Origin of the sequence: Pseudomonas syringae CC1557 (genome assembly GCF_000452705.1) — a bacterium.
In the GTDB taxonomy this organism is placed as follows: Bacteria; Pseudomonadota; Gammaproteobacteria; order Pseudomonadales; family Pseudomonadaceae; genus Aquipseudomonas; species Aquipseudomonas syringae_F.
Map to the genome: position 1 here is coordinate 2,819,259 of NZ_CP007014.1, position 23,354 is coordinate 2,842,612.

General features: G+C 57.7%; 35 protein-coding genes and 1 pseudogene. 34 read left to right on the forward strand and 2 right to left on the reverse strand.

From position 1 onward, the window contains the following. Nucleotides 1-26: 26 nt before the first annotated feature. From N018_RS12870 to N018_RS12925, 15 genes and pseudogenes are all read left to right on the forward strand, one after another. Entirely contained in the window at nt 27-449 is a 423-nt protein-coding gene (locus tag N018_RS12870) for a phage regulatory CII family protein (RefSeq protein WP_024683701.1), read from the forward strand. A gap of 33 nt (nt 450-482) precedes the next feature. After that, a pseudogene (locus N018_RS28040) lies at nt 483-869 on the forward strand (phage replication protein); the annotation flags it as partial. Between the two features lie 24 nt (nt 870-893). After that, on the forward strand, nt 894-1,070 hold the full coding sequence (locus tag N018_RS28585; protein ID WP_418903479.1) for an HNH endonuclease: 177 nt from the start codon (nt 894-896) through the stop codon (nt 1,068-1,070). Next, nucleotides 1,067-1,972 carry a helix-turn-helix domain-containing protein gene (locus tag N018_RS12880; protein WP_025389858.1) on the forward strand — a complete coding sequence of 302 codons (906 nt, stop codon included), beginning with the start codon at nt 1,067-1,069 and terminating at the stop codon, nt 1,970-1,972. The genes N018_RS28585 and N018_RS12880 overlap by 4 nt, the downstream gene beginning before the upstream one ends. Next, nucleotides 1,959-2,756, forward strand: coding sequence for a hypothetical protein (locus N018_RS12885; protein ID WP_025389859.1), 798 nt, complete (start codon nt 1,959-1,961; stop codon nt 2,754-2,756). Before N018_RS12880 ends, N018_RS12885 begins: the two co-directional genes overlap by 14 nt. Further along, entirely contained in the window at nt 2,753-3,223 is a 471-nt protein-coding gene (locus tag N018_RS12890) for a hypothetical protein (protein WP_025389860.1), read from the forward strand. The genes N018_RS12885 and N018_RS12890 overlap by 4 nt, the downstream gene beginning before the upstream one ends. Further along, nucleotides 3,220-3,840, forward strand: a complete 621-nt coding sequence (locus tag N018_RS12895) for a recombination protein NinG (RefSeq protein ID WP_025389861.1) — start codon at nt 3,220-3,222, stop codon at nt 3,838-3,840. Before N018_RS12890 ends, N018_RS12895 begins: the two co-directional genes overlap by 4 nt. Continuing rightward, nucleotides 3,837-4,418: a hypothetical protein gene (locus N018_RS12900; RefSeq protein ID WP_025389862.1), complete on the forward strand. Its 582-nt coding sequence runs from the start codon at nt 3,837-3,839 to the stop codon at nt 4,416-4,418. Before N018_RS12895 ends, N018_RS12900 begins: the two co-directional genes overlap by 4 nt. Nucleotides 4,419-4,535: 117 nt before the next feature. Then, a complete protein-coding gene (locus tag N018_RS12905) occupies nt 4,536-5,279 on the forward strand; it encodes a hypothetical protein (RefSeq protein ID WP_025389863.1) in 744 nt (247 codons plus the stop codon). A 59-nt stretch (nt 5,280-5,338) separates the two neighbouring features. Further along, entirely contained in the window at nt 5,339-5,710 is a 372-nt protein-coding gene (locus N018_RS12910) for a hypothetical protein (RefSeq protein ID WP_025389864.1), read from the forward strand. Then, nucleotides 5,710-6,048 (forward strand): hypothetical protein, encoded by a 339-nt coding sequence (locus tag N018_RS12915; RefSeq protein WP_025389865.1) that lies wholly within the window; start codon nt 5,710-5,712, stop codon nt 6,046-6,048. Before N018_RS12910 ends, N018_RS12915 begins: the two co-directional genes overlap by 1 nt. A 55-nt stretch (nt 6,049-6,103) precedes the next feature. Further along, a complete protein-coding gene (locus tag N018_RS12920) occupies nt 6,104-6,334 on the forward strand; it encodes an Acb2/Tad1 domain-containing protein (protein WP_024691598.1) in 231 nt (76 codons plus the stop codon). A 25-nt stretch (nt 6,335-6,359) separates the two neighbouring features. After that, nucleotides 6,360-6,578, forward strand: coding sequence for a hypothetical protein (locus N018_RS26505; protein WP_080274838.1), 219 nt, complete (start codon nt 6,360-6,362; stop codon nt 6,576-6,578). A gap of 2 nt (nt 6,579-6,580) precedes the next feature. Continuing rightward, nucleotides 6,581-6,715 carry a hypothetical protein gene (locus tag N018_RS28285; RefSeq protein WP_267872191.1) on the forward strand — a complete coding sequence of 45 codons (135 nt, stop codon included), beginning with the start codon at nt 6,581-6,583 and terminating at the stop codon, nt 6,713-6,715. Nucleotides 6,716-6,718: 3 nt separating this feature from the next. Next, entirely contained in the window at nt 6,719-6,964 is a 246-nt protein-coding gene (locus tag N018_RS12925; RefSeq protein ID WP_025389866.1) for a hypothetical protein, read from the forward strand. A gap of 33 nt (nt 6,965-6,997) precedes the next feature. On the opposite strand, the gene N018_RS12930 is transcribed toward N018_RS12925, so the two are convergent. After that, on the reverse strand, nt 6,998-7,189 hold the full coding sequence (locus N018_RS12930) for a hypothetical protein (protein WP_025389867.1): 192 nt from the start codon (nt 7,187-7,189) through the stop codon (nt 6,998-7,000). A 118-nt stretch (nt 7,190-7,307) separates the two neighbouring features. Here N018_RS12930 and N018_RS12935 point away from each other — a divergent pair, with 118 nt between their 5' ends. The 5 genes from N018_RS12935 to N018_RS12955 are packed head-to-tail and all read left to right on the forward strand — an operon-like array spanning nt 7,308 to nt 12,193. Next, complete coding sequence (locus tag N018_RS12935; protein WP_025389868.1) at nt 7,308-7,931, forward strand: putative metallopeptidase; 624 nt, start codon at nt 7,308-7,310, stop codon at nt 7,929-7,931. 31 nt (nt 7,932-7,962) lie between these two features. Next, nucleotides 7,963-8,424, forward strand: a complete 462-nt coding sequence (locus N018_RS12940; protein ID WP_025389869.1) for a DUF2280 domain-containing protein — start codon at nt 7,963-7,965, stop codon at nt 8,422-8,424. After that, nucleotides 8,411-9,712, forward strand: coding sequence for a terminase large subunit domain-containing protein (locus tag N018_RS12945; protein ID WP_025389870.1), 1,302 nt, complete (start codon nt 8,411-8,413; stop codon nt 9,710-9,712). Before N018_RS12940 ends, N018_RS12945 begins: the two co-directional genes overlap by 14 nt. Continuing rightward, the gene (locus tag N018_RS12950; protein ID WP_025389871.1) at nt 9,709-11,130 is read left to right on the forward strand and encodes a DUF4055 domain-containing protein; all 1,422 of its coding nucleotides are present in this window, start codon (nt 9,709-9,711) and stop codon (nt 11,128-11,130) included. Before N018_RS12945 ends, N018_RS12950 begins: the two co-directional genes overlap by 4 nt. After that, nucleotides 11,105-12,193, forward strand: coding sequence for a minor capsid protein (locus N018_RS12955; protein WP_025389872.1), 1,089 nt, complete (start codon nt 11,105-11,107; stop codon nt 12,191-12,193). The genes N018_RS12950 and N018_RS12955 overlap by 26 nt, the downstream gene beginning before the upstream one ends. Nucleotides 12,194-12,200: 7 nt before the next feature. Here the strand turns inward: N018_RS12955 and N018_RS12960 are convergent, their stop codons facing one another. After that, nucleotides 12,201-12,782, reverse strand: a complete 582-nt coding sequence (locus N018_RS12960; protein WP_025389873.1) for a hypothetical protein — start codon at nt 12,780-12,782, stop codon at nt 12,201-12,203. A 157-nt stretch (nt 12,783-12,939) separates the two neighbouring features. Here N018_RS12960 and N018_RS12965 point away from each other — a divergent pair, with 157 nt between their 5' ends. From N018_RS12965 to N018_RS13030, 14 genes are all read left to right on the forward strand, one after another. Then, nucleotides 12,940-13,668, forward strand: a complete 729-nt coding sequence (locus tag N018_RS12965; protein ID WP_010430535.1) for a hypothetical protein — start codon at nt 12,940-12,942, stop codon at nt 13,666-13,668. Nucleotides 13,669-13,680: 12 nt separating this feature from the next. Then, nucleotides 13,681-14,631, forward strand: coding sequence for a major capsid protein (locus N018_RS12970; protein ID WP_002553404.1), 951 nt, complete (start codon nt 13,681-13,683; stop codon nt 14,629-14,631). Between the two features lie 45 nt (nt 14,632-14,676). Then, entirely contained in the window at nt 14,677-15,105 is a 429-nt protein-coding gene (locus tag N018_RS12975) for a CTP synthase (RefSeq protein ID WP_229631397.1), read from the forward strand. Between the two features lie 3 nt (nt 15,106-15,108). After that, on the forward strand, nt 15,109-15,609 hold the full coding sequence (locus N018_RS12980) for a DnaT-like ssDNA-binding protein (protein ID WP_025389875.1): 501 nt from the start codon (nt 15,109-15,111) through the stop codon (nt 15,607-15,609). Nucleotides 15,610-15,625: 16 nt separating this feature from the next. Further along, nucleotides 15,626-15,994: a hypothetical protein gene (locus tag N018_RS12985; protein WP_025389876.1), complete on the forward strand. Its 369-nt coding sequence runs from the start codon at nt 15,626-15,628 to the stop codon at nt 15,992-15,994. Next, a complete protein-coding gene (locus tag N018_RS12990) occupies nt 15,991-16,647 on the forward strand; it encodes a hypothetical protein (protein ID WP_025389877.1) in 657 nt (218 codons plus the stop codon). Before N018_RS12985 ends, N018_RS12990 begins: the two co-directional genes overlap by 4 nt. Beyond that, complete coding sequence (locus tag N018_RS12995; RefSeq protein ID WP_025389878.1) at nt 16,644-17,054, forward strand: phage tail terminator-like protein; 411 nt, start codon at nt 16,644-16,646, stop codon at nt 17,052-17,054. The genes N018_RS12990 and N018_RS12995 overlap by 4 nt, the downstream gene beginning before the upstream one ends. Before the next feature lie 71 nt (nt 17,055-17,125). After that, on the forward strand, nt 17,126-17,782 hold the full coding sequence (locus N018_RS13000; RefSeq protein WP_025389879.1) for a phage tail protein: 657 nt from the start codon (nt 17,126-17,128) through the stop codon (nt 17,780-17,782). 3 nt (nt 17,783-17,785) lie between these two features. Beyond that, nucleotides 17,786-18,169, forward strand: coding sequence for a phage tail assembly chaperone (locus tag N018_RS13005; RefSeq protein WP_025389880.1), 384 nt, complete (start codon nt 17,786-17,788; stop codon nt 18,167-18,169). 62 nt (nt 18,170-18,231) lie between these two features. Further along, nucleotides 18,232-18,480, forward strand: coding sequence for a DUF1799 domain-containing protein (locus N018_RS13010; RefSeq protein WP_025389881.1), 249 nt, complete (start codon nt 18,232-18,234; stop codon nt 18,478-18,480). 10 nt (nt 18,481-18,490) lie between these two features. Then, the gene (locus N018_RS13015; protein ID WP_025389882.1) at nt 18,491-21,955 is read left to right on the forward strand and encodes a phage tail tape measure protein; all 3,465 of its coding nucleotides are present in this window, start codon (nt 18,491-18,493) and stop codon (nt 21,953-21,955) included. Beyond that, nucleotides 21,955-22,266, forward strand: coding sequence for a hypothetical protein (locus N018_RS13020; protein ID WP_025389883.1), 312 nt, complete (start codon nt 21,955-21,957; stop codon nt 22,264-22,266). Before N018_RS13015 ends, N018_RS13020 begins: the two co-directional genes overlap by 1 nt. Then, nucleotides 22,256-22,594 carry a phage tail protein gene (locus tag N018_RS13025; RefSeq protein ID WP_025389884.1) on the forward strand — a complete coding sequence of 113 codons (339 nt, stop codon included), beginning with the start codon at nt 22,256-22,258 and terminating at the stop codon, nt 22,592-22,594. Before N018_RS13020 ends, N018_RS13025 begins: the two co-directional genes overlap by 11 nt. A 9-nt stretch (nt 22,595-22,603) precedes the next feature. Continuing rightward, the gene (locus tag N018_RS13030; RefSeq protein WP_025389885.1) at nt 22,604-23,353 is read left to right on the forward strand and encodes a phage minor tail protein L; all 750 of its coding nucleotides are present in this window, start codon (nt 22,604-22,606) and stop codon (nt 23,351-23,353) included. The last annotated feature ends 1 nt before the right edge of the window (nt 23,354 follow it).

A 23,354-nucleotide genomic window follows, 5' to 3' on the forward strand; every position in this document is an offset into this window, starting at 1 on the left:
ACGGAAACAGAATCGAGGTTTTACGAATGGAAAATTTCTTGCGGTCCTGCCAGAGCGCCGTCCTCGAAAACGAGGCCAAAAGCTTGGCAGCGAAAATGGGCGTTGCTCACGTGAGCCTGCTCCAGCGCGCCAACCCGGACAACGATGCTCATCACCTGACCATTGAGCACCTGTTCGGGATTCTGCTGCACACGAATGATCTGCGACCGTTGAAAGCACTTGCTGACGAGTTCGGTTGCGATGTCGTTGCACGCCAGCGGCCAGCACCGAAGCCACTGCTTGCAGCCCTGGCACATCTCGCCGCCGAATCGGGTGACGTAAAGCGCCTGGTCTACGACGCCACCATCGACAACCACATCAGCCAGCACGAAAAAGCCCAAGGCGACAAAGCCATTCAAGAAGCGATCGACGCGCTTCAGGTGCTTCGCGAATCGCTGAAGGCTGCCTGATGAGCCGGACCAAAAAGGTCGGGAAGTCCTGATATGCAGTACACCGTCACGATTAACCAGGTGAAGGCGTTGGAATGGGGGCTGAACTCTCAGCAGGCCCTGCTGTTTGCCTTCGTCTATGGGTGCCCCAGCTGGACCAAGCCAATCAAGACCGATGGCGGGATTTTCTTTGCGCTGAGCAAAGCGAAGATCATCGAGGAGCTTCCGCTGCTCACTGACAAGCCTGATACCGCTTACCGCATGTTGAAGGCTCTGGAAGAGGCGGGTTTGATTGAGCTACGCACCGAATGCTTTCGACTCACCGAAAAAGGCTGTGAGTGGAACCCGAACCGCATGGGCTACGCCACCGCTTATCAACCTGCAGTTCTTCCGCCTCGGCGCAGGACAAAAAAGAAGCCTATTCCTTCCGGTCTGCGCGCGCAGGTCTTCGAGCGAGATGGTTATGTGTGCTTGCGATGCGGCTGCGCGGCGCGTTTTCGCCTGAGGGCCGACCACGTTATTCCTGAAAGCCGGGGCGGCGAAGCTTCGATGGCGAACCTCCAAACCCTCTGCATGTCCTGCAACAGCTGGAAAGGCGTGCAGACGATTGATTTCCGCGCTTCCGCTGGAGGTGCAGCATGAGCATGACACTCATGGTCACCGCGATGAAGCTTCGCGTGGGCAACCCATTACGTAAGCTGGTACTGATCAAACTGGCCGACAACGCCAGCGATATAGGCGAGTGCTGGCCGTCTTACCAGCACATCGCTGACCAGTGTGAGATCAGCAAGCGCTCTGTCATGAATCACATCACTGCTCTGTGTGATGCGGGACTGTTGCGCAAGGAAATCCGTAAGGGTGGACCGAAGGGTAACTCTTCAAATGTCTACTTTCTGACCCTTGATGGTGGTGCACCTCCTGCACCAGGGGTAGTGCAGGAGATTCACCAGGGTGGTGCAGCAGATGCACCCCCTAGTGAATCTGCTGCACTAGGGGGTAGTGCAGGAGCTGCACCCAGAATCAGTCACTCTTCTGAACCAGTCATAGAACCGGTCATTGAACCAATTACGCCCCAGGCTTCCGCTGAGGTCGTGACGGGGCAGGTCGTGCCATTCCAGCCTCCACGAGTTGAGATTCCGGCCGATATGCCTGGGCCGAAAGATCGAACCTGCAAAACCTTCAAGGTCTGGGCGAATTACGCGATGGCCTACCGCAAGCGTTACAGCGCCTGGCCGGTGTGGAACGCCAAGGTCGGCGGCCAGCTCGGCCAACTGGTCGACCGTCTCGGCGCTGATGTCGCTCACCACGTCGCTGCCCACTTCCTGAAGACCAGCGATGCTGCCGTTCTGCGCAAATGCCACAGCCTCAACGAGCTGCTGGCAAACGCAGAGAGTTATCACACCCAGTGGGTAACCGGTCAACGCGTCAACGGCACTACTGCCCGCCAGATGGAAAGGACCGAGGCGAATCTATCCGCAGCGGAGCAGGCCGCCCAGATGGTACTGGCCAAACGCCAAGCAGGTGACCGCAATGAATACCTCTGAAATGAACGATCAGCAGGTCGCAGGACTGGCGGCCGCCATCTGCGCAACCGCTGAAGCCATGGGTCAGGAAATGAATCCCGGCACGGCAGCGATCATGGCCGAAGACCTTTGTGCTTACTCGGTGCCGATCGTCAAAGCCGCGCTGAAGGCCTGCCGTTTCGAAGTGAAGGGAAAGTTGGCCATGGCTGACATCCTTCAGCGCGTCCAGTCTTCCGACGGCCGCCCGGGCAAGGACGAGGCATGGGCCATCGCCATGACCACCCACGACGAATACGAGACGGTGGTGCTTACCGACGAGATCCAGCTCGCTCTGGCCGCCGCGAAGCCTGTTCTCGATGCTGGCGACAAGATCGGCGCACGCATGGCCTTCATCAGCGCTTACGAACGACTTGTGAGCCAGGCCCGCAATGATCAAAAGGGCGTCAGCTGGCGCGTTTCAGTCGGTTTCGACGCCAATCGCCGTGTTGAGGCCATCACCAAAGCCGTGCAGATGCAGCGCATCCCGCAAGAGCGCGGGCAGTTGTACCTGGCCGATTTGAACGTGGTGCCCATCACGCAGGACGGCCAGGCCATTGCTGGCTTGATCACCGGCCAGGTTGCCAAGCCAAGCCCGGACGTTCGCGAAAAGCTCAAGGCTGTGAAAGACAGCATGCGCGAAATGAGCAAGGCCTCGGCCAAGCGCAGGCACGAATTGAAGATCAAGGCCGCCAATGATTTGGCCGAACGCCTCGCGCTGCTTCAGCAGCAGGCCGAGGAATTGCAATTGAAGAGGGCGGAGTTATGACCGACAAAATCAGCGTGAACTGTCAATCCAAGCTCACCGAAGCCATCACACGTATGTCGGCAATGTTCCGCGACAAAAAGTTCGTCGTCGTGTCCCTGCGCCCAGGCAAGGACCGCACGCTCGACCAGAACGCGCTGTGGTTCGCGTTTTACAAGCGAATCTCCGAGATGACCCAGATCGGCGACGCCAGCGAGGCGCGCAAGTACTGCAAATTGCACCATGGCGTTCAGATACTGATAAACGAGGACGAGGACTACCGTGCAGCTTGGCACCGAACGACCAAGCACCTGACCTACGAGGAAAAGCTCGATCTGATGGGCGACAACAAGCTGTTGGGGCCAGATGGTTTCCCGGTCACCAGCCTGTTCAATCGCGCCCAGGGCATCGCGTACACCGACCGCATCCTGACCGAATTCACGGCGCTGGGCGTCTTTTTCGGTGATCTGATCGGTGAGGCGGCTGCATGAAGCGCACCTCACTGCAACGCAAGGTGCCGCTCAAGGCCAGTGGCATAACCCAGCGTACGCCACGCGCCAAGAAGTGCGCCCACTGCGCTGAGCTGTTCCGGCCGGCACGCCCCGGGCAAAAGGTCTGCGGACCAGCCTGCGCCATTGCCATGCCCGCCGAGAACCTTCCGCAGGCTCGCAAGGCGCTGGCTGATATCGAGCGCAAAGAAATCAAGGTCCGCAAGGAGAAACTGAAGTCCCGCAGCGACCACATGAAGGACACCCAGCAGGCGTTCAACGAGTGGGTGCGTCATCGTGATATGGGCGAGCCATGCGTGAGCTGCGGACGGCATCACAACGGCCAGTGGCACGCCGGGCACTATCGGTCCGTCGGTGGTCACCCGGCCCTGAGATTCGAACCGCTCAACGTGTGGAGGCAGTGCGCTCCGTGCAACACGCACAAGTCCGGGGATCTGGTGAATTACCGGGCTGAGCTGGTACGCCGTATCGGCATTGTCAACGTGGAATGGCTAGAGGGACCGCACGAGCCGCAGAAGTGCACCATCGAAGAATTGAAAGCCCTGACAGCCAAGTACCGGGCACTGACAAGAGAATTGAAAAAGGGGCAAGCAGCATGAAAATCCACTCGGCACGTCAGGCGTGGCATGACTGCACCTACATTCCAGCACCTGGCCAGTCCTCTGACGTCGTTCAACTCGGAGTAGTGGTGCAAAGCACCGAGCGTGGTCCGACCGCCAACCATGCGATGCATAGCGCCTTGGCGGGCCACATCCAGTCAGTAATCGCAAAGCTTCACCCGCAAGTGCGAGTGTTCGGTGAATACATGTATGCCGCCAACCGCGACGATGACATCAACGAGGCAGCAGAAGGCGTTGTGTTCGGCATGGTGATGTCGAAGTCCAAGCGCATGACGGCCGGCAAGCGGGAAAAGCTCGAGTATGTAGTGAAAGGCGTGATGCGCCGTTATCGCTATATGCACCAAGGCGGGCAGTCGGCCAATGACGATCCGCTGATCAAGCCGGAGGCGTTCCGTTCGTGGTTGATGGGTGAGTACGGAATTCGCATTGAATCCTGTGCCTGGGCTCGCGATTGGGAGCCGGTTATCCAACTTTCTTTCGAGTGCTGCGAGGACCTGGATCGCATGGCTTTGAGCCCGATTGGTGCCGTTATCTACCAGATGCGAGAAGCCGCTTGACTTCCCGCACGGCTGACGGCATGATTTCGCTATATTGAGTATTTTGCCTACGGCAACTTACCTAGGAAGTAAAAAAAAGCCCGGCAAACGTCCGGGCTTTTTCTTGAAGGATCAAAAATGGCCGCGTCCAAGCTTTCTTTTGGAAATACTCTTCCCTTTTTAGCGCTTTTTGGCCCTATCGTTTACGTCTCTAACGCGATGATTGAGCTTGGTAGGCTTGAATACTTCAATGCGCCAAGTGGCTTTGTTCAGCTGACCTCTTTCGGGTTTAGCTCGATAATCGGTAATTCATTAGAAATTCTTTTTATCCTTATATTAAATCTGTTAATACTTTTTGGAACAAGATATCTTCGAGGGTGGGCTCAGATAGGACAATACTTCTTAGCAATCTCTTTTACTTGCGGGATAGCTGCTTACTACTCTCTAACACCGACAGGCTGGTGGGGGTTTGGCTCAGTTTTCGCGTCTGGGGTGATATACGGAATGTCGAGAGATTTAAAACCCTTCAAGATTAAAGATGAACCAGTAGTCAGCGATGCCGATACAAGCGTTGATGACTGGAAAGATTATGCGGATCTTTCCAGAAGGCTAATCTTTATTAGCGTAACGCTTTTGCTACTTTTGGGCCTTTTTTACAAGGTTGGACAGCATTCTGCAGCTCACCAAACCTCATATTGGATTTCTGGCGATGAGGTCATATTTGGTTTTTATGGGGATCATGCTTTGGTTGGGGTAAGAGACGACCATGTTGTTGGAGTAACATTTAAGTTGAAGTTGATCAGGGAGCTGGTGTCCGGTATGACTCGATTAGACGTTGGTCCACTTGTGCCGGCCTCCCGCTGGGTAAAAACACTTCCATAAATAAATTCGTTAAGCAAAAACCCGCCGTCGAGCGGGTTTTTCATTTTCAAGGATTAGCAATGGACCCAACCGACCTCGGCCCAGGCACAGCTACCTGGCTGGGCGGTACGGGCACAATCCTGCTGGGTGGCTTCCTGTGGCTGAGGAAATTCCTCTCCAGGGATGCGACCGACCGCGCCATGGACAACGCTGATATCGGCACCGTCCGCCGGCTGAACGAACTGCTCGACTCTGAGCGCCTGGCTCGCAAAGAGGCCGAGGCCCGATCTGACCAGTTCGCCAAAGAGCGCAACGAACTCGCCGCAGCTGTTGGCCGCATGGAAGGGAAGATCGAAGCCCTGACCAGTCAAGTGGCCCAGCTCACTGACAAGGTGACCACGCAGAGTGACGAGATAGCTCGACTGCGTTCGCGCCTGGGAGGACTCAACTGATGGAAAGATGCGCAATCAATTTCGTCGCCCGCCACTGGTGGAGACGAGTCGAGGTATGGCTGATGGCGACCCTGCTGATTGCCGGTGGTGCGATGCTGGGCTTTCAGGTTGCCGAGTGGCGGCTGTCCAGCTGGTACACCGCACAGGTGACGGAGGTTCGCCGTGGATACGACGAGGCCACCAAGCAGCGTGACATGCGCCTGAACAAGCTCGCCAACACCGCTACCGAGGCAGCAGGAAGAGTGGAGGACGCCGCAGGCAAGGCGACGGAGGCCGCAGACACAGCGAGCAAGGCCGCCGACAAGGTCAACGAGGTGCTGGAGCGGAACGCTCCGTAACGCGCCACAAATTCAGGCACTGCCATTTCGTGGCGCGAACCACAGAGGAAAGATCATGGATAACCAGCACAAGAAAATCACCGGCTACCGCGACCTAAGCCAGTCGGAGATCGACGGCATGAACTCGATCAAGGCCTTGGAGGCTGATACCGGCGAGCTGTTCAAGCAGATCGGCCAGATTGAAGGTGTTGATCCCCGAGTACTGGCTCTGGCTAAGACCAATCTTCAGCAAGGGTTCATGTGGTTTGTGCGCTCCATCGCCAAACCAGCCGACCCCTTTATCTGAAAACCCGCTGCGGTACGGAGTGACCATGCCTCATCCCACTTTCCACAGTGCCGGAGACGGCCGTGGTCTCAGACGCGTGTTCGTGAATGGCAATGAGATCGACAATGTTCTCTGGTGCGATACGGCTATTGGCATTGTGGTCTACGCGCCCAGGCCTGTGAGAGCAAAGCGGCCTTCCCGTGAAGAGGTCTACACCCGGCGCTTGCGCGGACGAGTAACGGTTACCCCTCGCGATGGTGAGTGATCATGACCAAGAAGAACTGGATGGTCATGACACCCGGCCACAAACCATTCCCGATGATCCTTCTTGAGTGCGACCTCGATCACGCAGGCGCGCTTGCCTTTGCCCGGTCGATCTGGCCGCGCTGCACAGTGGAGTAAAGCATGAAGATTGTTGAGCTCAAGCGTGAGGGGTGGCGTGATGCCGCGAAAACCCTGCGCAAGATTGCTGACGACCTCGATGCGGGTGAGCATCCAGAGTGCACGGTAGGCGTATTGACGCTGATCGGACCGAAGGGTGAGGTGACAGTATTCGGCCTTGGCCCGAAGTGTGACGACCTGCAATGCCTGGGTGCTATGCGCCTGGGTGAGCAGAAACTGATTGATGTGTTGCTGGATATTGATGACTGAGGGTGTGCCGCGGGGTTAGTGCGGCACAGCAAATCATTGTTTTTTGATAGCTGCCTGTATCTGGTCCGCGTAATCGGATAGGCGGCTCATCTCGCCCTCAAGTAAACCGCCAACGCTTGAAGTGCTAACGCGAGCATGGATCAGTTCAAGCGCCGCGTTAACGGCCATGATGCGCTTGTCTTCATCGTCGCCATTTCCGTAGTTTGAGTAGGGGATAATGGGCATGTTGCTCTCCTTGCGTTGATTGATTCTCACCAATACCGACAACCAGCCACTATTTCAATATAACCTTCGTTTTCTGAGATTTCTCTATGACAGCCACGCAACCCGACTGGGAGGCGCCATGAACAGGCCAAATCCTCCGGCCGAGCTGCTGAAGCTGTCTGATGAGTCCGACGTGTTCATGCGACTGGTTCCAGCCAAAGGCGTATGGAAGTGGATACAAACCGAGATCCTTGCCGATACCGGCAGCATTCACAACGAGGACCATGCCCATCTGATCGATGCTGACATCTGCATCATGTGGGCCTCATCTGCATTCACGAAGCAGGGGCGCACAGTGCTGGGCCAGGCCGAACAGGTCGCGTTCCGTGCTGGGGGTTGGCAGAAGGCAAGGATGGAGCAGCAGATGCGTGACTGGTTCGGCTTCGTACCGAGTTACATCATCACCCTGGCCGCCGATTACTGCTCACAGTGCAGCGATGCAGACTTCTGCGCACTGGTTGAGCATGAGCTTTACCACATCGCCCAAGCGGCGGATCAGTACGGCACACCCAAGTTCAGGCAAGACGGATTACCGAAGCTTGAGATGCGTGGCCACGACGTCGAAGAGTTCGTCGGTGTGGTCCGTCGCTATGGGGCAAGCCCGGATGTCCAGCTGCTGGTTGACGCTGCAAACAAGCCTGCTGAGGTAGGTAAATTGAATATATCGAGGGCCTGCGGAACCTGTCTGCTCAAGTCGGCCTGAAATTTGACAGGCATTAGACGGAATCCAACCTATGGCAGCCCTGAAGCATGAGGTGAAGAGCTTCATCGTTCAGGCGTTGGCTTGTTTCGACACCCCCTCGCAAGTCGTAGAGCAGGTCAAACAAGAATTCAGCATTGAGATATCCCGCCAGCTGTGTGAGTCGCACGACCCTACCAAGCGTGCCGGGGTGAACCTTGCGGCTAGATGGGTGACCCTGTTTCACGACACACGCAAGCGTTTCCGTGAAGACACGGCTGAGATTCCGATCGCCAACCGTGCTTATCGGCTGCGCGCCCTCGGCAGGATTGTTGAGAAGGCAGAAGGCATGCGCAACCTGGCACTGGCCCTACAGGTCCTTGAACAGGCCGCCAAAGAATCAGGCGATATGTACGTCAACCGTCACCGCAAGGATGAGCCGGGCGACGAGCCAGCGATTCCGACTCGCATCCAGGTCGATGTAGTGGACGCGAGGAAGCCTGATGCCCAGCCTTAACGTCCCGCAATCGAAATTTCTGCTGCTAACCCACAAGTTTCGTGCATTCGTGGCCGGTTTCGGCTCTGGGAAGACCTGGGTCGGCTGCTCGGCGCTGAGCAAGCACTTCATGGAGTGGCCGGGTGTCAACGCCGGTTACTTCGCGCCGACTTACCCGCAGATCCGGGACATCTTCTATCCGACTATGGAAGAGGTGGCCTACGACTGGGGGTTGAAAACAAAGATCAACCAGGCGAACCATGAGGTTCACATCTACAGCGGTCGGCAGTATCGCGGCACCGTGATCTGTAGGTCGATGGAGAAGCCGCAGACCATTGTCGGTTTCAAGGTCGGGCATGCGCTTGTCGATGAGCTGGACGTTCTGACGTCGATCAAGGCGCAGCAGGCCTGGCGCAAGATCATCGCGCGAATGCGTTACAACCTGCCCGGCCTGAAGAACGGCGTGGACGTCACCACGACACCGGAAGGCTTCAAGTTCGTCTTCCTGCAGTTCGTAAAGCAGCTGCGCGACAAGCCGGCGCTCAAGGAGATGTATGGCCTTATCCAGGCCAGCACCTTTGACAACGAGCTGAACCTGCCGGACGACTACATCCCTTCGCTGATGGAGTCGTACCCAGAGCAATTGATCAGGGCGTACCTGAACGGCCAATTCGTCAACCTGACGTCTGGGTCGATCTACCACGCTTACGACCGCAAGCTGAACCAGTGTTTCGACACGGTGCAGGCTGGTGAGCCTCTGTTCATCGGCATGGACTTCAACGTCGGCAAGATGGCAGCGATCACGCATGTGAAGCGTGACAAGGGGCTGCCCCGAGCCGTGGACGAGTTCATGGACGGCTACGACACGCCCGACATGATCCGGCGCATCAAGGAACGCTACTGGCGCCACGATGGCGATAAATACATCAAGTCCTGCGAAATCAGGGTTTACCCAGACGCCTCCGGCGACTCGCGCAAGTCAGTCAATGCCAGCGTCACGGATATCGCCATGCTCAAGCAGGCAGGCTTCACGGTGATCGCCCCTGCGGCCAACCCGCCAGTGAAAGACCGTATCAACGCGATGAATGCCATGTTCAGCAACGCTCAGGGCGAGCGGCGCTACCTGGTGAACCCATTTACTTGCCCGACATACGCGGATGGCCTGGAGCAGCAGATATGGGCCGCAAACGGTGAGCCGGACAAGTCGCAAGGCAATGACCACGCAAACGACGCCGGTGGTTACTTCATTCACAAAGAATTCCCGATCGTGAAACCGGTCGCTTCTCTCAACCTGGGATACGCCCGATGAACAACGACGTTTCCTTCAAGCGGCCCGAATACATTGAGGCGCTGGATCGCTGGCTGACTGTCCGGGACGTTTGCGCCGGTCAGCACCGTGTTGTTGATCGGCTGCCTTACATCAACCGGCACGACAAGTCAGAAGAGAACGTAGAGCGCAACAACGCGTACCGCGAGCGCGCGGTGTTCAAGAACGCCACCGGTCATACCCGAAACGGGCTGATTGGCTTGGCGTTCCACAAAGACCCGACGCTGACGGTCCCGAAAAATCTCGAATACCTTCAGAACAATGCCAACGGCGCAGGTGTGAGTATCTATCAGCAGTCGCAAGGCTCGCTTGAGAAGGTCTTGGAAACCGGTCGTCATGGTCTGTTCGTGGACTTCCACGAAGACAGCGGCATCGGTGGACATTCGGTCATCCTCACTTACACGGCTGAAGACGTCATCAACTGGCGCACCGGCATGGTAGACGGCCACAACGTGCTGATCATGGTCGTCCTGCGTGAGATGAATGAAGAGCCAGATGGGTTTGGGCTGAAGTGCACTGAGCAGTTTCGCGAGCTGGCCCTGGACGAGGCTGGACTGTACGTCTGTCGCGTCTGGCGTCGTAAAGGCCCGCGCGGCGGTGGCCCTCTTGAGGTTGTGGAAGAGTACATGCCAGCCGGGAAGGGCGGACGTCTCAAGGAGATCCCTTTCACGTTCATCGGCGCCCAGAACAACGACCCAAGCATTGACGAGTCGCCGTTGTACGACATCGCGATGATCAACCTCGGGCATTACCGGAACAGTGCTGATTACGAGGACAGCGTGTTCTGGTGCGGCCAGGCTCAGCCGTGGATCAGCGGCGTTGACGACCAATGGCTCGAGATGGCCCGCAAGGAAGGCGTTTACGTCGGCTCCCGCGCTCCGATCCCTGTGCCAGCTGGCGAAACCTTTGCCTTTGCCCAACCCCAGCCCAACACGCTGGTGAAAGAGGCGATGGCCGACAAGAACCAGATGATGATTGAGCTGGGCGCGCGCATGGTTGTGTCGTCGATGACGGCAAAGACGGCTACAGAGTCGAGAGGCGACCAGTCGGCGTCCACGTCGGTGCTCGCGATCTGCGTATCCAACGTCAACGAGGCCTACACCCGCGCGCTGGGTTGGTGCGCTCAGTTCCTGGGTGTCACCGGCAAGACGGCTTATCTGGTGAATCAAGAGTTTGTCGAGCTCAGCGCTGACCCGCAGATGATCACCGCGCTTGTGCAGCTATGGCAGAGCGGCGGCTTCGCTAAGGCCGATCTGCGCGGATACCTGCGCAAGTTGGGGCTGATCGCACCGGAGCGAACCGACAAGCAGATAGACGGAGAGCTTCAGGAGCAGACCGACAACCTTGGTCTGGATGACGACGAGGACTCAAACGATGGCCGTCAACCAAGCGGTGCTTGATGCCACGATTCGGCACTCGGTGTTTCTGGAGCAACTGAAGGCTGGAGAGGTCGAGAAATTCGCTCCTTTCCTCAAGGAGATCGACCGTGCGGTGCGCGAGCAGCTCACCAATGCCGACCTGAGTGAGTACAACATCAAGCGGCTGAACCAACTGCTCGACGAGGTCGACAGCCTTCTACTCGGCATCTTCGACCGCTATACCACGACGCTGAATCTTGATCTGATCGACTTGGCCAACTACGAGGCTCAGTTCGAAGCGACGGCGCTATCCCGGTCCGCGCCTGTGGGTGTCACCTTTGATGCAGTGGTCCCGCCAGCACGCGCTATCCGCTCGGCGGTGCTTAACAACCCGCTCAGCGTGCGCGACAACGGCGGCGGCAAGCTGCTGGAGCCATTCATCAAGGACTGGGCAACTACCGAGCGCGAGCGCGTCAGTGGTGCAATCAGGCAAGGATTCTTCGAGGGGCAAACGAACTTTCAGGTCATCCGCAAGATTCGCGGTACCAAGGCTGCTGGGTACAGCGACGGCATATTGGCAACGACCAAGCGCAATGCCAGTGCAGTCGTGCACACGGCTGTGCAGCATGTAGCGTCGCAGGCTCGGATGGAGACCATCAAGGCCAACCCTGACGTCGTTGCCGAAATTGAGATCGTCGCCACGCTCGACAGCAAGACAACCCAGACCTGCAGGTCATTGGATAAACGCCGCTTTCCAGTCGATTCTGGGCCGCGACCACCGTTTCACATCAGGTGCCGGACGACCTTCGTGCCCGTGACCAAATGGACCAAGTTCCTCAGCAAGGATGCTACTCGCGCCTCGGTGGGGCCGAACGGCGGAGGCCAGGTCGCGGCCGATCTGAGCTATTACGACTGGCTGAAGCTGCAACCGGAAGCTTTTCAGGACCAGGCGCTTGGCCCGACCCGCGCCAAGCTGTTTCGTGATGGTGGACTGACGCTTGAGCGCTTCTCTGAGCTGCAACTCGACCGCAACTTTAAGCCGCTGACGTTGGAGCAGATGAAGACTTTGGAACCACTAGCGTTTGAGCGTGCAAAAATCGACTAGATATTCGCTAGAGCCTCGAGACGCGATTACTCACTACTAGAAATGGCGCTCCAGCAGGGTCTTTGCCTTCAAGTACGATCTGTTTTTGATCCTGCGACAAAATTTTCAGCTCATCCGAGTTGCCTGGTAAATAGTGCTTATTCATGTCTGGCAGCGAAATGCCGGTGAGTTTCTCGAGCAAAGGAATCGGCATCTCAATGTCGCCGCTCTTGTAACTCCCAGGTTCAGTGCGTAAGCCATTCAGTGTGAAGGTGAGGAATTCGTCGGTGGCTGTCCATGTCCCTACGCCGCGTGCGAGAACAACCGCAGTAAACGGCCTATCAGCGGCTTCGCCAGAGAATTCAAATGTTCCGTTAACGTTGTACTTACCATTCCGGAAGTACTCGGTGACGCCGTTGAAGGTAAATGTCCCTCCAGGAATTGGATATTGATACTTGCTCTCCCAGCGACCTAGGAATGCTGGATTTAGCTCAGGACCTGCGGGGCGAATCACCCCGTACAGTGTTGCGAGGCCCGCTAGAACGGCTATGAGTCCAGCTACCCTGATGTATCCCTTACGGCAGTATCGTTTGATTGTTTCAAATTGCATGTATTAAAACTCCTCCATTAGTTTTGGGCATATCTGCCGCATTTTACCCAAATCACTATTTTCGGGTAGGGAAGTTAATCCTGTTTCCAAGCCTCGCAATCGCGGGGCTTTTTCATGCCTGTTAGGCGGGCCAACCATACCCAAGGGGTGCATCACCGTGGCAGAAGAAAACGAAATCGACCTGGAAAACCCGGCAATCAAGGCCGCTATCGCGACTGCCGTTGAAGCATCCGTTTCGGGGCTGAAGACCAAAAATACCGAGCTGCTGGGGAAGTTGAAAGACACCTCCACCAAGCTGACCCAGTTTGAAACCCAGTTTGAAGGCATCGACATCGACGCCGTCAAGGGGCTGCTGAGCCGCGCCGGTCAGGACGAGGAAACCAAGCTGCTTACAGAGGGCAAGGTGGACGAGGTGTTCAACAAGCGCACCGAGCGTCTGCGAGGCGACTATGACAAGCAATTGAAGGCAATCAGCGAGCGCGCGACGAAGGCTGAAACATTTGCCGCCAAGTTTCAGGGCAAGGTCCTGGGCGACTCTGTGCGCGGCGCAGCCCTCAAAGCCGGCGCGTTGCCTGAAGCAACTGACGACATCATCCTTCGCGCCAAAGGCGTGTTCTCACTGAACGAGGAGGGCGAAGCGGTCGCCGTCGATGAGTCTGGTCAGACCATCCTCGGCAAGGACGGCAAGACCCCTCTGACCCCGCTCGAATGGGCGGAATCCTTGCGCGAAAGCGCTCCTCACCTGTGGCCAAGGGCCTCGGGTACGAATGCCCCGGGCGGGGGTGGCGGCCAGGCTGCACTGAAGCGCTCCGAAATGACAGCCACGCAAAAGCGCGACTACCAGCGCAAGCACGGCCAAACCGCATACCTCAATTTGCCCAAGTAAGGGGATTCACCCATGGCAACAACTGTGAACAGCGATCTGATCATCTACAACGATGAGGCTCAGACCGCATATCTGGAGCGTGTTCAGGACAACCTGGATATCTTCAACGCGTCCTCCAACGGCGCAATCATCCTCGACAACGAGCTGATCGAAGGTGACTTCCGAAAGCGTGCCTTCTACAAGCTGGCAGGTTCGCTGGATCACCGCGATGTGAACTCCGAAGCCAAAGTCGTCGCCAAGAAAATCGGCGCAGGTGAGGCAGTCGGCGTCAAGGCTCCGTGGAAGTACGGCCCTTACCAGACGACCGAAGAGGCATTCAAGCGTCGCGGTCGCCCGGTAGACGAGTTCTCCCAGATCATCGGCCAGGACGTTGCCGACGCAACCCTTGAAGGCTTCGTCCAGTACGCAACTGCCGCACTGCGCGCGTCGATCGGCTCCAACCCTGCAATGGTCGTTGAGGCCAGCATCGAGACCGACGGCAAGAAGACGCTGACTCGCGGCATGCGCAAGTTCGGTGACAAATTCGGCCGTATCGCGCTGTGGGTCATGCACTCTTCCGCCTACTTCGACATCGTCGACGAAGCCATCACCAACAAGCTGTACGAAGAGGCGGGTGTCGTGATCTACGGCGGCCTGCCAGGCACTCTGGGCAAGCCGGTACTGGTTACCGATACCGCTCCGGTTGACGTGATCTTCGGCCTGCTGCCAAGCGCCGTGACCATCACCGAATCCCAGGCGCCTGGCTTCCGCTCCTATGAAGTCAACGACGAAGAAAACCTCGGCATCGGCTACCGCGCCGAAGGCGTCGTGAACATCGATGTTCTGGGTTACAGCTGGAAGGAAACTGCCGGCGGTGCGAACCCATCGCTCGCTGCTGTCGGCTCGTCCGCCAACTGGGTCAAGCACTCTGCCAGCGACAAGGTCACTGCTGGCGTGATGATCGAACTCACTCCGGCTGCATAAACCATCCGACAGGTGCGGTCAGAAATGGCCGCCAGGGAGAACATCATGGAACTCGTTTACAGCAACCAGCGCGGCGACTTCGATCCCAACAAGCGCTATCGCAACCCGGATCTGTTCCGGAACGTCGAGCGCGGGGTGACAAAGGTCACCGTGGTTGGCGATTACCCGGAAATCGTCGATGCCTACAAAGCGGTCGAGATTGAGGTGGAGATCGAGACACGCAAGACGCCGGTGAAAGGTAAGGCCAAGGCCGCTGACAAAAATCCTGCAAAGCCGGGCAAAGGCCCAGCCAAGCCTGAGTCCAATGGCACCCAGAAGGATGGCACCAAGGAAGAACCGGTCTACATCCCCAAGCTGGAAGCGGACAACCAGTGGATCATCATCACCCGCGACGGTGTACGATTCAGCGACTTTGCTGGTGATGAAGCTCAGGCCAAGGCCGAAGCAGATCGCCTGAACGAAACCAAGGAATAAGTCATGCTCATCATCGAGGACGGCACCGGCGTACCGGATGCTGAAAGCTACGCCACTGCCGCTGAACTGGTCATCTACGCCGGGAAATTCGGTGTGGCCATTCCGGCTGAAGAGGCTGCGCAAGAGGCTGTTTTGCGCCGGGCCGCCTTGGTGATGGACGGCATGACCTGGAAGGGACGCAAATCCACCGGCGATCAGGCACTGTCTTGGCCTCGTCGGGAGATTCGCCTGGACGGCGAGAACAAGCCGGAGCGGTACCTTCCGGCACGCATTCAGTACGGTCAGATGGCTCTGGCCGCAGAGATTCATGCCGACGACATTGATCCTATCGACAAGCGCAAGGGCGCGGTCACGAAAGAAAAGGTCGACGGCGCGGTGGAGCGTGAATACGCGACCATCAGCAATACGAGCAAGCGACTGCTGCCTGCTGCGCCGGACAGGCCCAGCGCTACGCAGTTTGCAGATTATCTTCAACGACGCGGGCTGTTCGCAGTTCGCGCATGATTGACTTGGAGCCACCATGGCCTTCTACGATGAGATGGCCGCGATGGCCCTTGATCTGATTACCGAATACGGCCAGGCAGTCACCATCCGCGACTCGGTTAAAGGCGGGTACAACCCGAGCTCCGGCACCACATCACCAGATACGGTCACGGAGCGAACCGCCCAAGGCATCCTGCTCGACTTCACCGGTCAGGAGTTTCAGACCAATACCCTGATCAAGGTTGGCGACAAGAAGCTGAAGATTGCCGCGAAGGGCCTTGAGCAGCCACCGACGCTGCTCAGCAAGGTGGTGGTCCAGGGTCGCACCTGGTCGATCATTCCACCGCTGAAAGAGATCAATCCGGCAGGCACACCACTGCTCTACGAGCTGCAGGTGCGCTCATGAGTCGCGCAGGTACTGGCCAGTCCGGTAGCTTCGCCCTCGACCTCGCCAAATTTGCCGAGCAGGCAAAGGAAGCGGTCGATGTCAGTCTTCGCGAGATCATCATCGAGATCGGCAGCAGCGTCATCCGAATGTCTCCAGTGGGCAGTCCTGAGATATGGGCGGCCAACCTGGCGTTCCGTGATACCAACACCCGCGCAGCCGATGACTACGACTTCAAGGTTTCCGTGCGCAATACCGCCATAAACTTGACCGAATCGAACTTCACGAAGTCCGGCAATCTGAAGCGAGGCGTAAAATACGCCAAGCCGTTGACCAAGACAGAGCGAGACCAAAACTTCAATGTGAATGGCCTCGTAGCTGGCCAGGGCTATGTCGGTGGCCGATTCCGCGGTAACTGGATGTTCGGCATTGGCGCTCCAAACGACTCGACCACAGAAGAGCTCGATCCGAGCGGCAGCAAATCCAACGCACGCATCGCCAACGGCGTGCTGGAGTTTCATGCCGGCGACGTCGCTTACATTACCAATAGCCTGCCATATGCCATCCCGCTGGAGTTTGGACATAGCACGCAAGCGCCAAACGGGATGGTCAGAGTTACGCTCGCGCATTTTCAAAAGACCGTAGAAGACGTCGTCAGGAATCATCAGGTATGAGCCACAAAATAATCCGCTCACTGTTCGAACAAAGACTCACGGTGTGGGCGGGTGGGCGCAACCTGAGAATCGCCTATCAGGGCGTCAGCTTCACGCCAGAGGCAGACGAGACGTATCTGGCAGCGTTCATGCTTCCGGCTGGTACCGGTACCGACACCTTGTCGGGTGATCACCGTGTCTATACCGGCGTGTTTCAGGTCAACGTTGTTGCCCCAGCAGGCAATGGGACTGGCGAAGCTGAAGGCCTTGTCGACGACATTGCCGCTCTGTTCTCGGCCTATCTCAGGCTCAAGCAAGACGCGTTCGAAGTGCTGGTGCTCACGCCAGTTGAGCCCGGGCCGTCGATCACCGGTGACAGTACGCTGACAGTCTCTGCCTCGTTTCAGTACCGCGCCGATACCAACTAATTCGCCCATTGGGCAAACCCAGAACCCGCCATTGAGCGGGTTTTGTCATTTCTGCACAGAGGAAAACCAACATGGGCTTCAGACTCCCCAACGGCGCAACCCTTCAGATCGCCTCCGCATATGGCGCGGCAATCCCTGTAACTGCGCTGAGCAATGCAAACCCGGCTGTTGCCACTGCTGCTGCGCACGGCCTGGCTGACGGTGACATCATCGCCGTAACGTCGGGCTGGACCCGGCTGAACGATCGAGCAGCGCGCGTCGATAACAGCCTCAGTGGCTCTTTCGAGCTGGAGAGAATCAACACTCTCAACGTTCAACCTTACCCGGCCGGATCAGGCGCTGGCTCCGTGCGTGAGGTGACCGCATTCGTCGAAATCTCTCAGATCACGGACGTGAGCACCAGTGGCGGCGACCAGCAGTTCACAACCTTCGGCTTTCTTGCTGACGACGACGACCGTCAACTGCCGACCAGCAAGAACCCGATCAGCATGTCGTTCACCGTGGCTGATGATCCAGATCTCCCTTACGTCGCCGTGGTCGAGGAAGCTGATGAGGACAAGCAGCCCCGTGTGCTTCGTTTGAATCTGCCTGGTGGGAGCGTCATCCTCTACAGCGCCTATGTTTCTATCACCGCAACCCCCACGCTGAGCCGTAACAACGTGATGTCTCGAACCATCACCATTTCGCTGGCAGGCCGTTCAACCCGTTACTCGGCATTGGTGGCGTAACCCATGGCCAAGATCAAGATCGCCCAGAACCCGACGTTCAAAGCGCCAGTGATGATTCCTCGCATCGGCGAAGAGCCGGTGAAGGTGGAGTTCGAATTCAAATACATGGACCGGAAGGCGCTTGCTGAGATGTTCGAGCGCTGGAACACGGCCCGCGCAGATCTGAATGCCAAGCGCATCGACGACGGCATTACCTGGCAGGAAGTGACGGCCTCCGAGATCGCACTCCAGGTCGAGCAGGTCAAGGACGTCGTAACCGGCTGGGCCTTCGACGACAAGTTCACCGACGAGGCCGTTGCCGCACTGGTGACCACTTGCGTTGGCGCGCCTCAAGCAGTCATCGACGCTTACCAGTCGGCCTACGACCCGGCCCGCCTGGGAAACTGAAGGCGGCGGCCCGGGCGCTGTATGAGCCTGGTCCGTCGGAGAAGGAGCTCGCCGCTTTTGGCATGACGTTGGCCGACATTCCCGTCGAAGAGGTCGAGGTCTGGCCTGACTCATGGAAGGCGTTCCGTCTGTTCGAATCGCTCTCCACTCAGTGGCGAACCGGGCCGGGCGGCGCATCTGGCCTTGATTACTCTGCCATCCCGGCCACGGCGCACATGGCGGGCATCAAACGGCATGAACTGCCTAGCATCTTTTCCGACCTCCGCACACTGGAAGTCGAAGCATTGCTCGTGATGAGCGAATCGAAATAACGGAGCGCTCATGACGACCATTGCAGAACTCGGGATCAAGGTTGATTCCGGCGATGCCGCGCAGGCCGCTACCGATCTGGACAAGCTGGCTGCCGCTGGCGGCCGGGCAGAGAAAGCCGCTGATGGGGTTTCCTCGGGCTTCGACAAAGCATCGACTGCGGCGTCGAGCCTGTCCTCGGCCGAGGGGAAGCTCAACGAAACTACGGATCAGGCGATCGCTCGCCTCACAGCTATGGCCAAGGCTTCGCTGGATTCGAGCGAGTACTACCAGCGCCTGACAACCAGTGTCACCGGAAACACGGCGGCTGTGGACGCCTCAAGCTCTTCTGCCAGCAGTCTGGCAGCGCTTCGGCGTCGATTGCAGGCTGATTCTGATGCCTTGGTGGGTTCAACCGACCAACTTGCTGAATCGACGAAGAAGGCAGCGGCCGCTACTGGCATTGAGGCTGAAGGGCTCCAGGCGCTTCTGGGTAAAATCAACCCGACGCTTACAGCGCTCGGCAAACTTGATGAGCAGCAGGCGCAGCTCCAGAAATACAAGAACGCCGGACTCATTGATGCCGATACATTCAAGGAGTACTCCACCCGGATTGACGCGTCCCGTCAGAAGCTTGGTGATTTCAGTGAGACGCTCAAAAAAACCACCTCATCGTCGGCCCAAACTGAGCAGGCGCTGAAGCAACTGCCCGAGCAATTTACCGACATCTTCACCAGCATCATCGCGGGGCAAAGCCCGCTGCTGGTTTTGCTGCAGCAGGGCGGACAGATCAAGGATTCGTTCGGCGGCATCGGACCAACGCTTGATGTGCTGGGTAGCAAGATCAAATCTATCCTCGGCATTGGTGGGACCGTTGGTGCGGTAGGTGAGGCGTTCGAGAGTGTTGGTACTGGTGCCAAAGCAGCGGCCGAAGGAGCTGAAGCGGCAGGTGAAGGCCTGGGCGCCATGGCCGAGGGGGCAAACACGGCCGCTGACGCGGCGAAGAATGCCAAGGAGGCTGCTGGAGCACTGAACTCTGCAACTCCACCCCTAACCGTTGGGTTTGGTCTTGTAGTCACTGGCGCGGTCGCTGCTGTCGCAGCTATTGGCGCTTTGATCTACGGCTACAGCCAGGGCACTAAGGAAACTGACAACTTCAGCAAGGCGCTGATTCTGACAGGCAACGTCGCAGGCACTACTTCCGCCAATCTGTCGGTAATGGCGCGGCAAGTGGCGGCGGTCAACGGGACTATTGGCGAGGCGGCTGCATCCCTCGCACAGATCGCGAGCAGCGGAAGTATTGCCAGCGGCAGTTTCAAGACTGTGGCCGATGCCGCTGCGGCAATGGAGGATGCAACTGGCAAGTCAGTTGAGAAGACCGTCGCTGAGTTTGCCAAAATCGGAAAGGACCCTGTTGCTGCCGCAAAGGATCTGAACGACCAGTACAATTTCCTTACTGCGTCCGTTTATTCTCAGATCGTAGCGCTTAAAGAGCAGGGCGACACCATTGGCGCTGCGAAGCTGCTGACCGACTCTTATGCCGATGCGATAAATGACCGCTCAGGTGAGATCACAAAGAATCTCGGCCTATGGGAGCGCGGATGGAAGGCTGTAGGTGACTCGGCAAAAGCAACGCTCGACTCGGTCAAGAACATTGGCAGAGAGCAGGACGATGCGCAGAAAATCGTCGCGCTGCAGCAGAAGGCTGCCTATGCCCAAAGCCAGTTAAATTACGACCCTACAGACACCGATGCGGCTCAGCGCCTCGGCACCGCGAAGCAGGAACTGGCGTTCCTTACCCAGCAGCGAGAAACACAGGCGGCGATCGCAGCCGCCAAGGGTAACGAGGCGCAGCGCCAGAAAGAGGGTATTGCTGCCGAGCAGCGTCTCAAGCTGATCAGTGATTCAAATCTTACCAACGCTGAGAAGCGCGACAAGCTGACTAAAGCCTACCTGCGCGATGTTGAGGTGCTGAAGAAGGCCAACCCGGACGACCCCAAAGTCCAGTCTGACTATGTCGCCAAGACCCTGCAAAACATCAAGGACAAAAACAAAGACCCTGCCAAACCTGCTACAGCGATCGACCTGACTGCATTTAACGATGCGCAAAATCAGCTGAAGTCGATCACCGGTTATTACGACGGCATCCAGAAGGAACTGGAGGCATCGCAGAAAGCTGGACTGGTGTCGGCCGAGTCCTATGCCAGTCAGCGCGCGGCGATCATCGAGCAGCAGAAGGGTGATGTCACGTCGACCTATGAGGCGGAGATAGCGGCTCTGGAAGCGGCTAAGGGAAAGGCCTCGACCAGCGCTGAGCAGCGCATCCAGCTTGACCAGAAGATCGCCGATGCACGCACCTCAATGGTGGAAGCCCAGAAGAAGGCCGATACCGAGCAGGAAGTTCTCGCTACGGCAGAGACGGGGAGGCTTGAGAAGCAGCGGCTAGCTGTTTCCGCCTACACCAGCGCGCTGGAGCAACAGGTCAAAACGCTACGCCAACAGGGGCAGCGCTCTGCTGCCACGCTCGGCATGGGTGATCGCCAGCGCGGATTGGCGGACCAGCAGAACTCTGTAGATGACCGGGCCAACCAGCAGAAGGTCGAGCTTGCCAACCAGTATGGTGACGGCTCGCGGGGCATGAGTCTCGACGAATACAACCTGAAACTGGCAGCGCTCAACAAGAACCAGCAGGATCTGCGCGATACGGTTCAGGCCAACTACGACGACATGACCGTTGCCCAGGGCAGCTGGAGTGCTGGTGCATCGTCCGCCTTCCAGAACTACCTGGAGTCGGCGAGGGATGTCGCCGGGCAGACCAAAAGTCTGTTCACCAGCGCGTTCAGCAGCATGGAAGATTCGGTCGTCAACTTCGCGATAACTGGCAAGGGGTCTTTCTCTGACTTAGCCAAATCTATTCTGGTCGATATGGCCAAAATCGAAACGCGCAAAGCCAGCTCAGCCGTGCTAGGAGCCTTGTTTGGCGCGGCCACCAGCTATTTCGGCGGCGGAGCATCTACAGCAGTATCTGCGGGTTCAACGGCTGCGGGCTACAGCGACGCAGCGCTGAGCGGCTGGTCTGGGGTTGCGCAGGCGAAAGGCGGTGCCTGGTCCAACGGCGTGCAGATGTTCGCCAATGGCGCTGCGTTCACCAACAGCATCGTCAGCAAGCCGACGGCGTTCGGTATCGCTGGTGGAGGTGTGGGAGTGATGGGCGAGGCGGGCGACGAGGCCATCATGCCGTTGACTCGCACGGCCGGCGGCCAGCTCGGCGTCCGAGCGCTGGGCGGAGGTAGCGGCGGCGGAAACAGCTATAGCTTTCCTGTGACCGTGCAAGTTGACGCCTCAGGGCAGGGTGGAGGCGGTGCTGATAATGCCCAGTCTGCCGAAGTTGCCGGACGTAACATTCAATCAGCGACCCGATCTGCTGCGGAAAAAGCCATCGCTACAGGGCTTCAGCCGGGTGGTTCTATTTGGCGAGCTATAAACGGGAGAGGGTAATGGCGTTTGATTACGATCGCAGCGAGCTTTTGATGTCGCTGACAGGTTCGATCTCTGAGTTCTTTTTTAGAGGAGTAACTGATGAAACGAAAGCCGTTGAGCTCAGGGATAGATCAAGGGCAATGGGGCTCGCCATTGGGCGAATCCAAGCGGTAATCATGGAGCCTTCAGAGGTAAGTCCTGACATATATGGCGAAATTAAACGTCTGGAAAAACTGATTGGCGACTCTGTCGCAGACGGTATGAGTAGGCAGATTCAGCCTGGCAGTGAGCTTTGGAAGACGCTGCAGGGGAAGGCCGATGGCGATTGAAACCTTTACCTGGCCTACCCAGCACGGAGACGCGCCCGATATCACTTATCGGGTGCGCACCTCCCAGTTCGGCAATGGCTACAAACAGGATGTTGGCGACGGGCCGAACAACAAGGAGGACTCATACCCGATCACCTTCACGGGCACGAAGGAGAGAGTCTTGCAGATCATGGAATTTCTCGATCGGCACGCCGGAGCCAAAGCATTCCTCTGGACCACGCCGCTCGGCCAGCTCTGCCTGTTCACCTGCAAAAATCCAGTGCCCACCCCGATGGGTGGCAGCGTATTCAAATTGACGGCCACGTTCGACCGGGCCTTCCACCCTTAAGGACATCTCATGCCGTTGATTGCTGACATCCAGGCGCTTGAGCCAGGCAGCGAAGTGTTGCTGTTTGAGCTCGATGGGTCTGAGTACGGCGCGGACATTTTGCGCTTCCATGGTCACGCCATCCCGCACACTGCTGCTGAGCTGATCGCCGTCGGCCTTGACGCTGATCAGTTGCCGGCCAAATCGATCTGGTGGCAAGGCAACGAATATGGGGCCTGGCCTATGCAGATTGACGGCATTGAAGCCAATGGAGATGGCACGGCAGTTAGGCCTACGCTTTCGGTGGGTAACGTCAACGGACGTATCACGGCGCTTTGTTTGGCATTCGAGGATCTGCTCGAGTTCAAACTGACGATGCGGCATACGCTCGGCAGGTATCTGGACGCCGAGAACTTCCCTGGCGGCAACCCCGACGCTGATCCGACTCAGGAATCTATCGAGGTCTGGTATCTCGATCAGAAAACCAATGAGGACGGTGAAACGGTCAATTGGGAGCTGGCCAGCCCGGGCGACGTCGGCGGCGAATCGATTGGCCGGCAGATGACCACGCTTTGTCACTGGTGCCTCACTGGCGGATATCGCGGGCCGAACTGCGGATACACCGGGCCATATGTCGACAAAGACGGGCTGCCCACAGACGACCCCGAGCTTGATACCTGCAACGGCTTGCTGACCACGGGCTGCACCGCCCGATTCGGCGCAGGCAACGAACTCCCATTTGGCGGGTTTCCCGCCGTATCCCTGATCGCGCGGAGCTGAC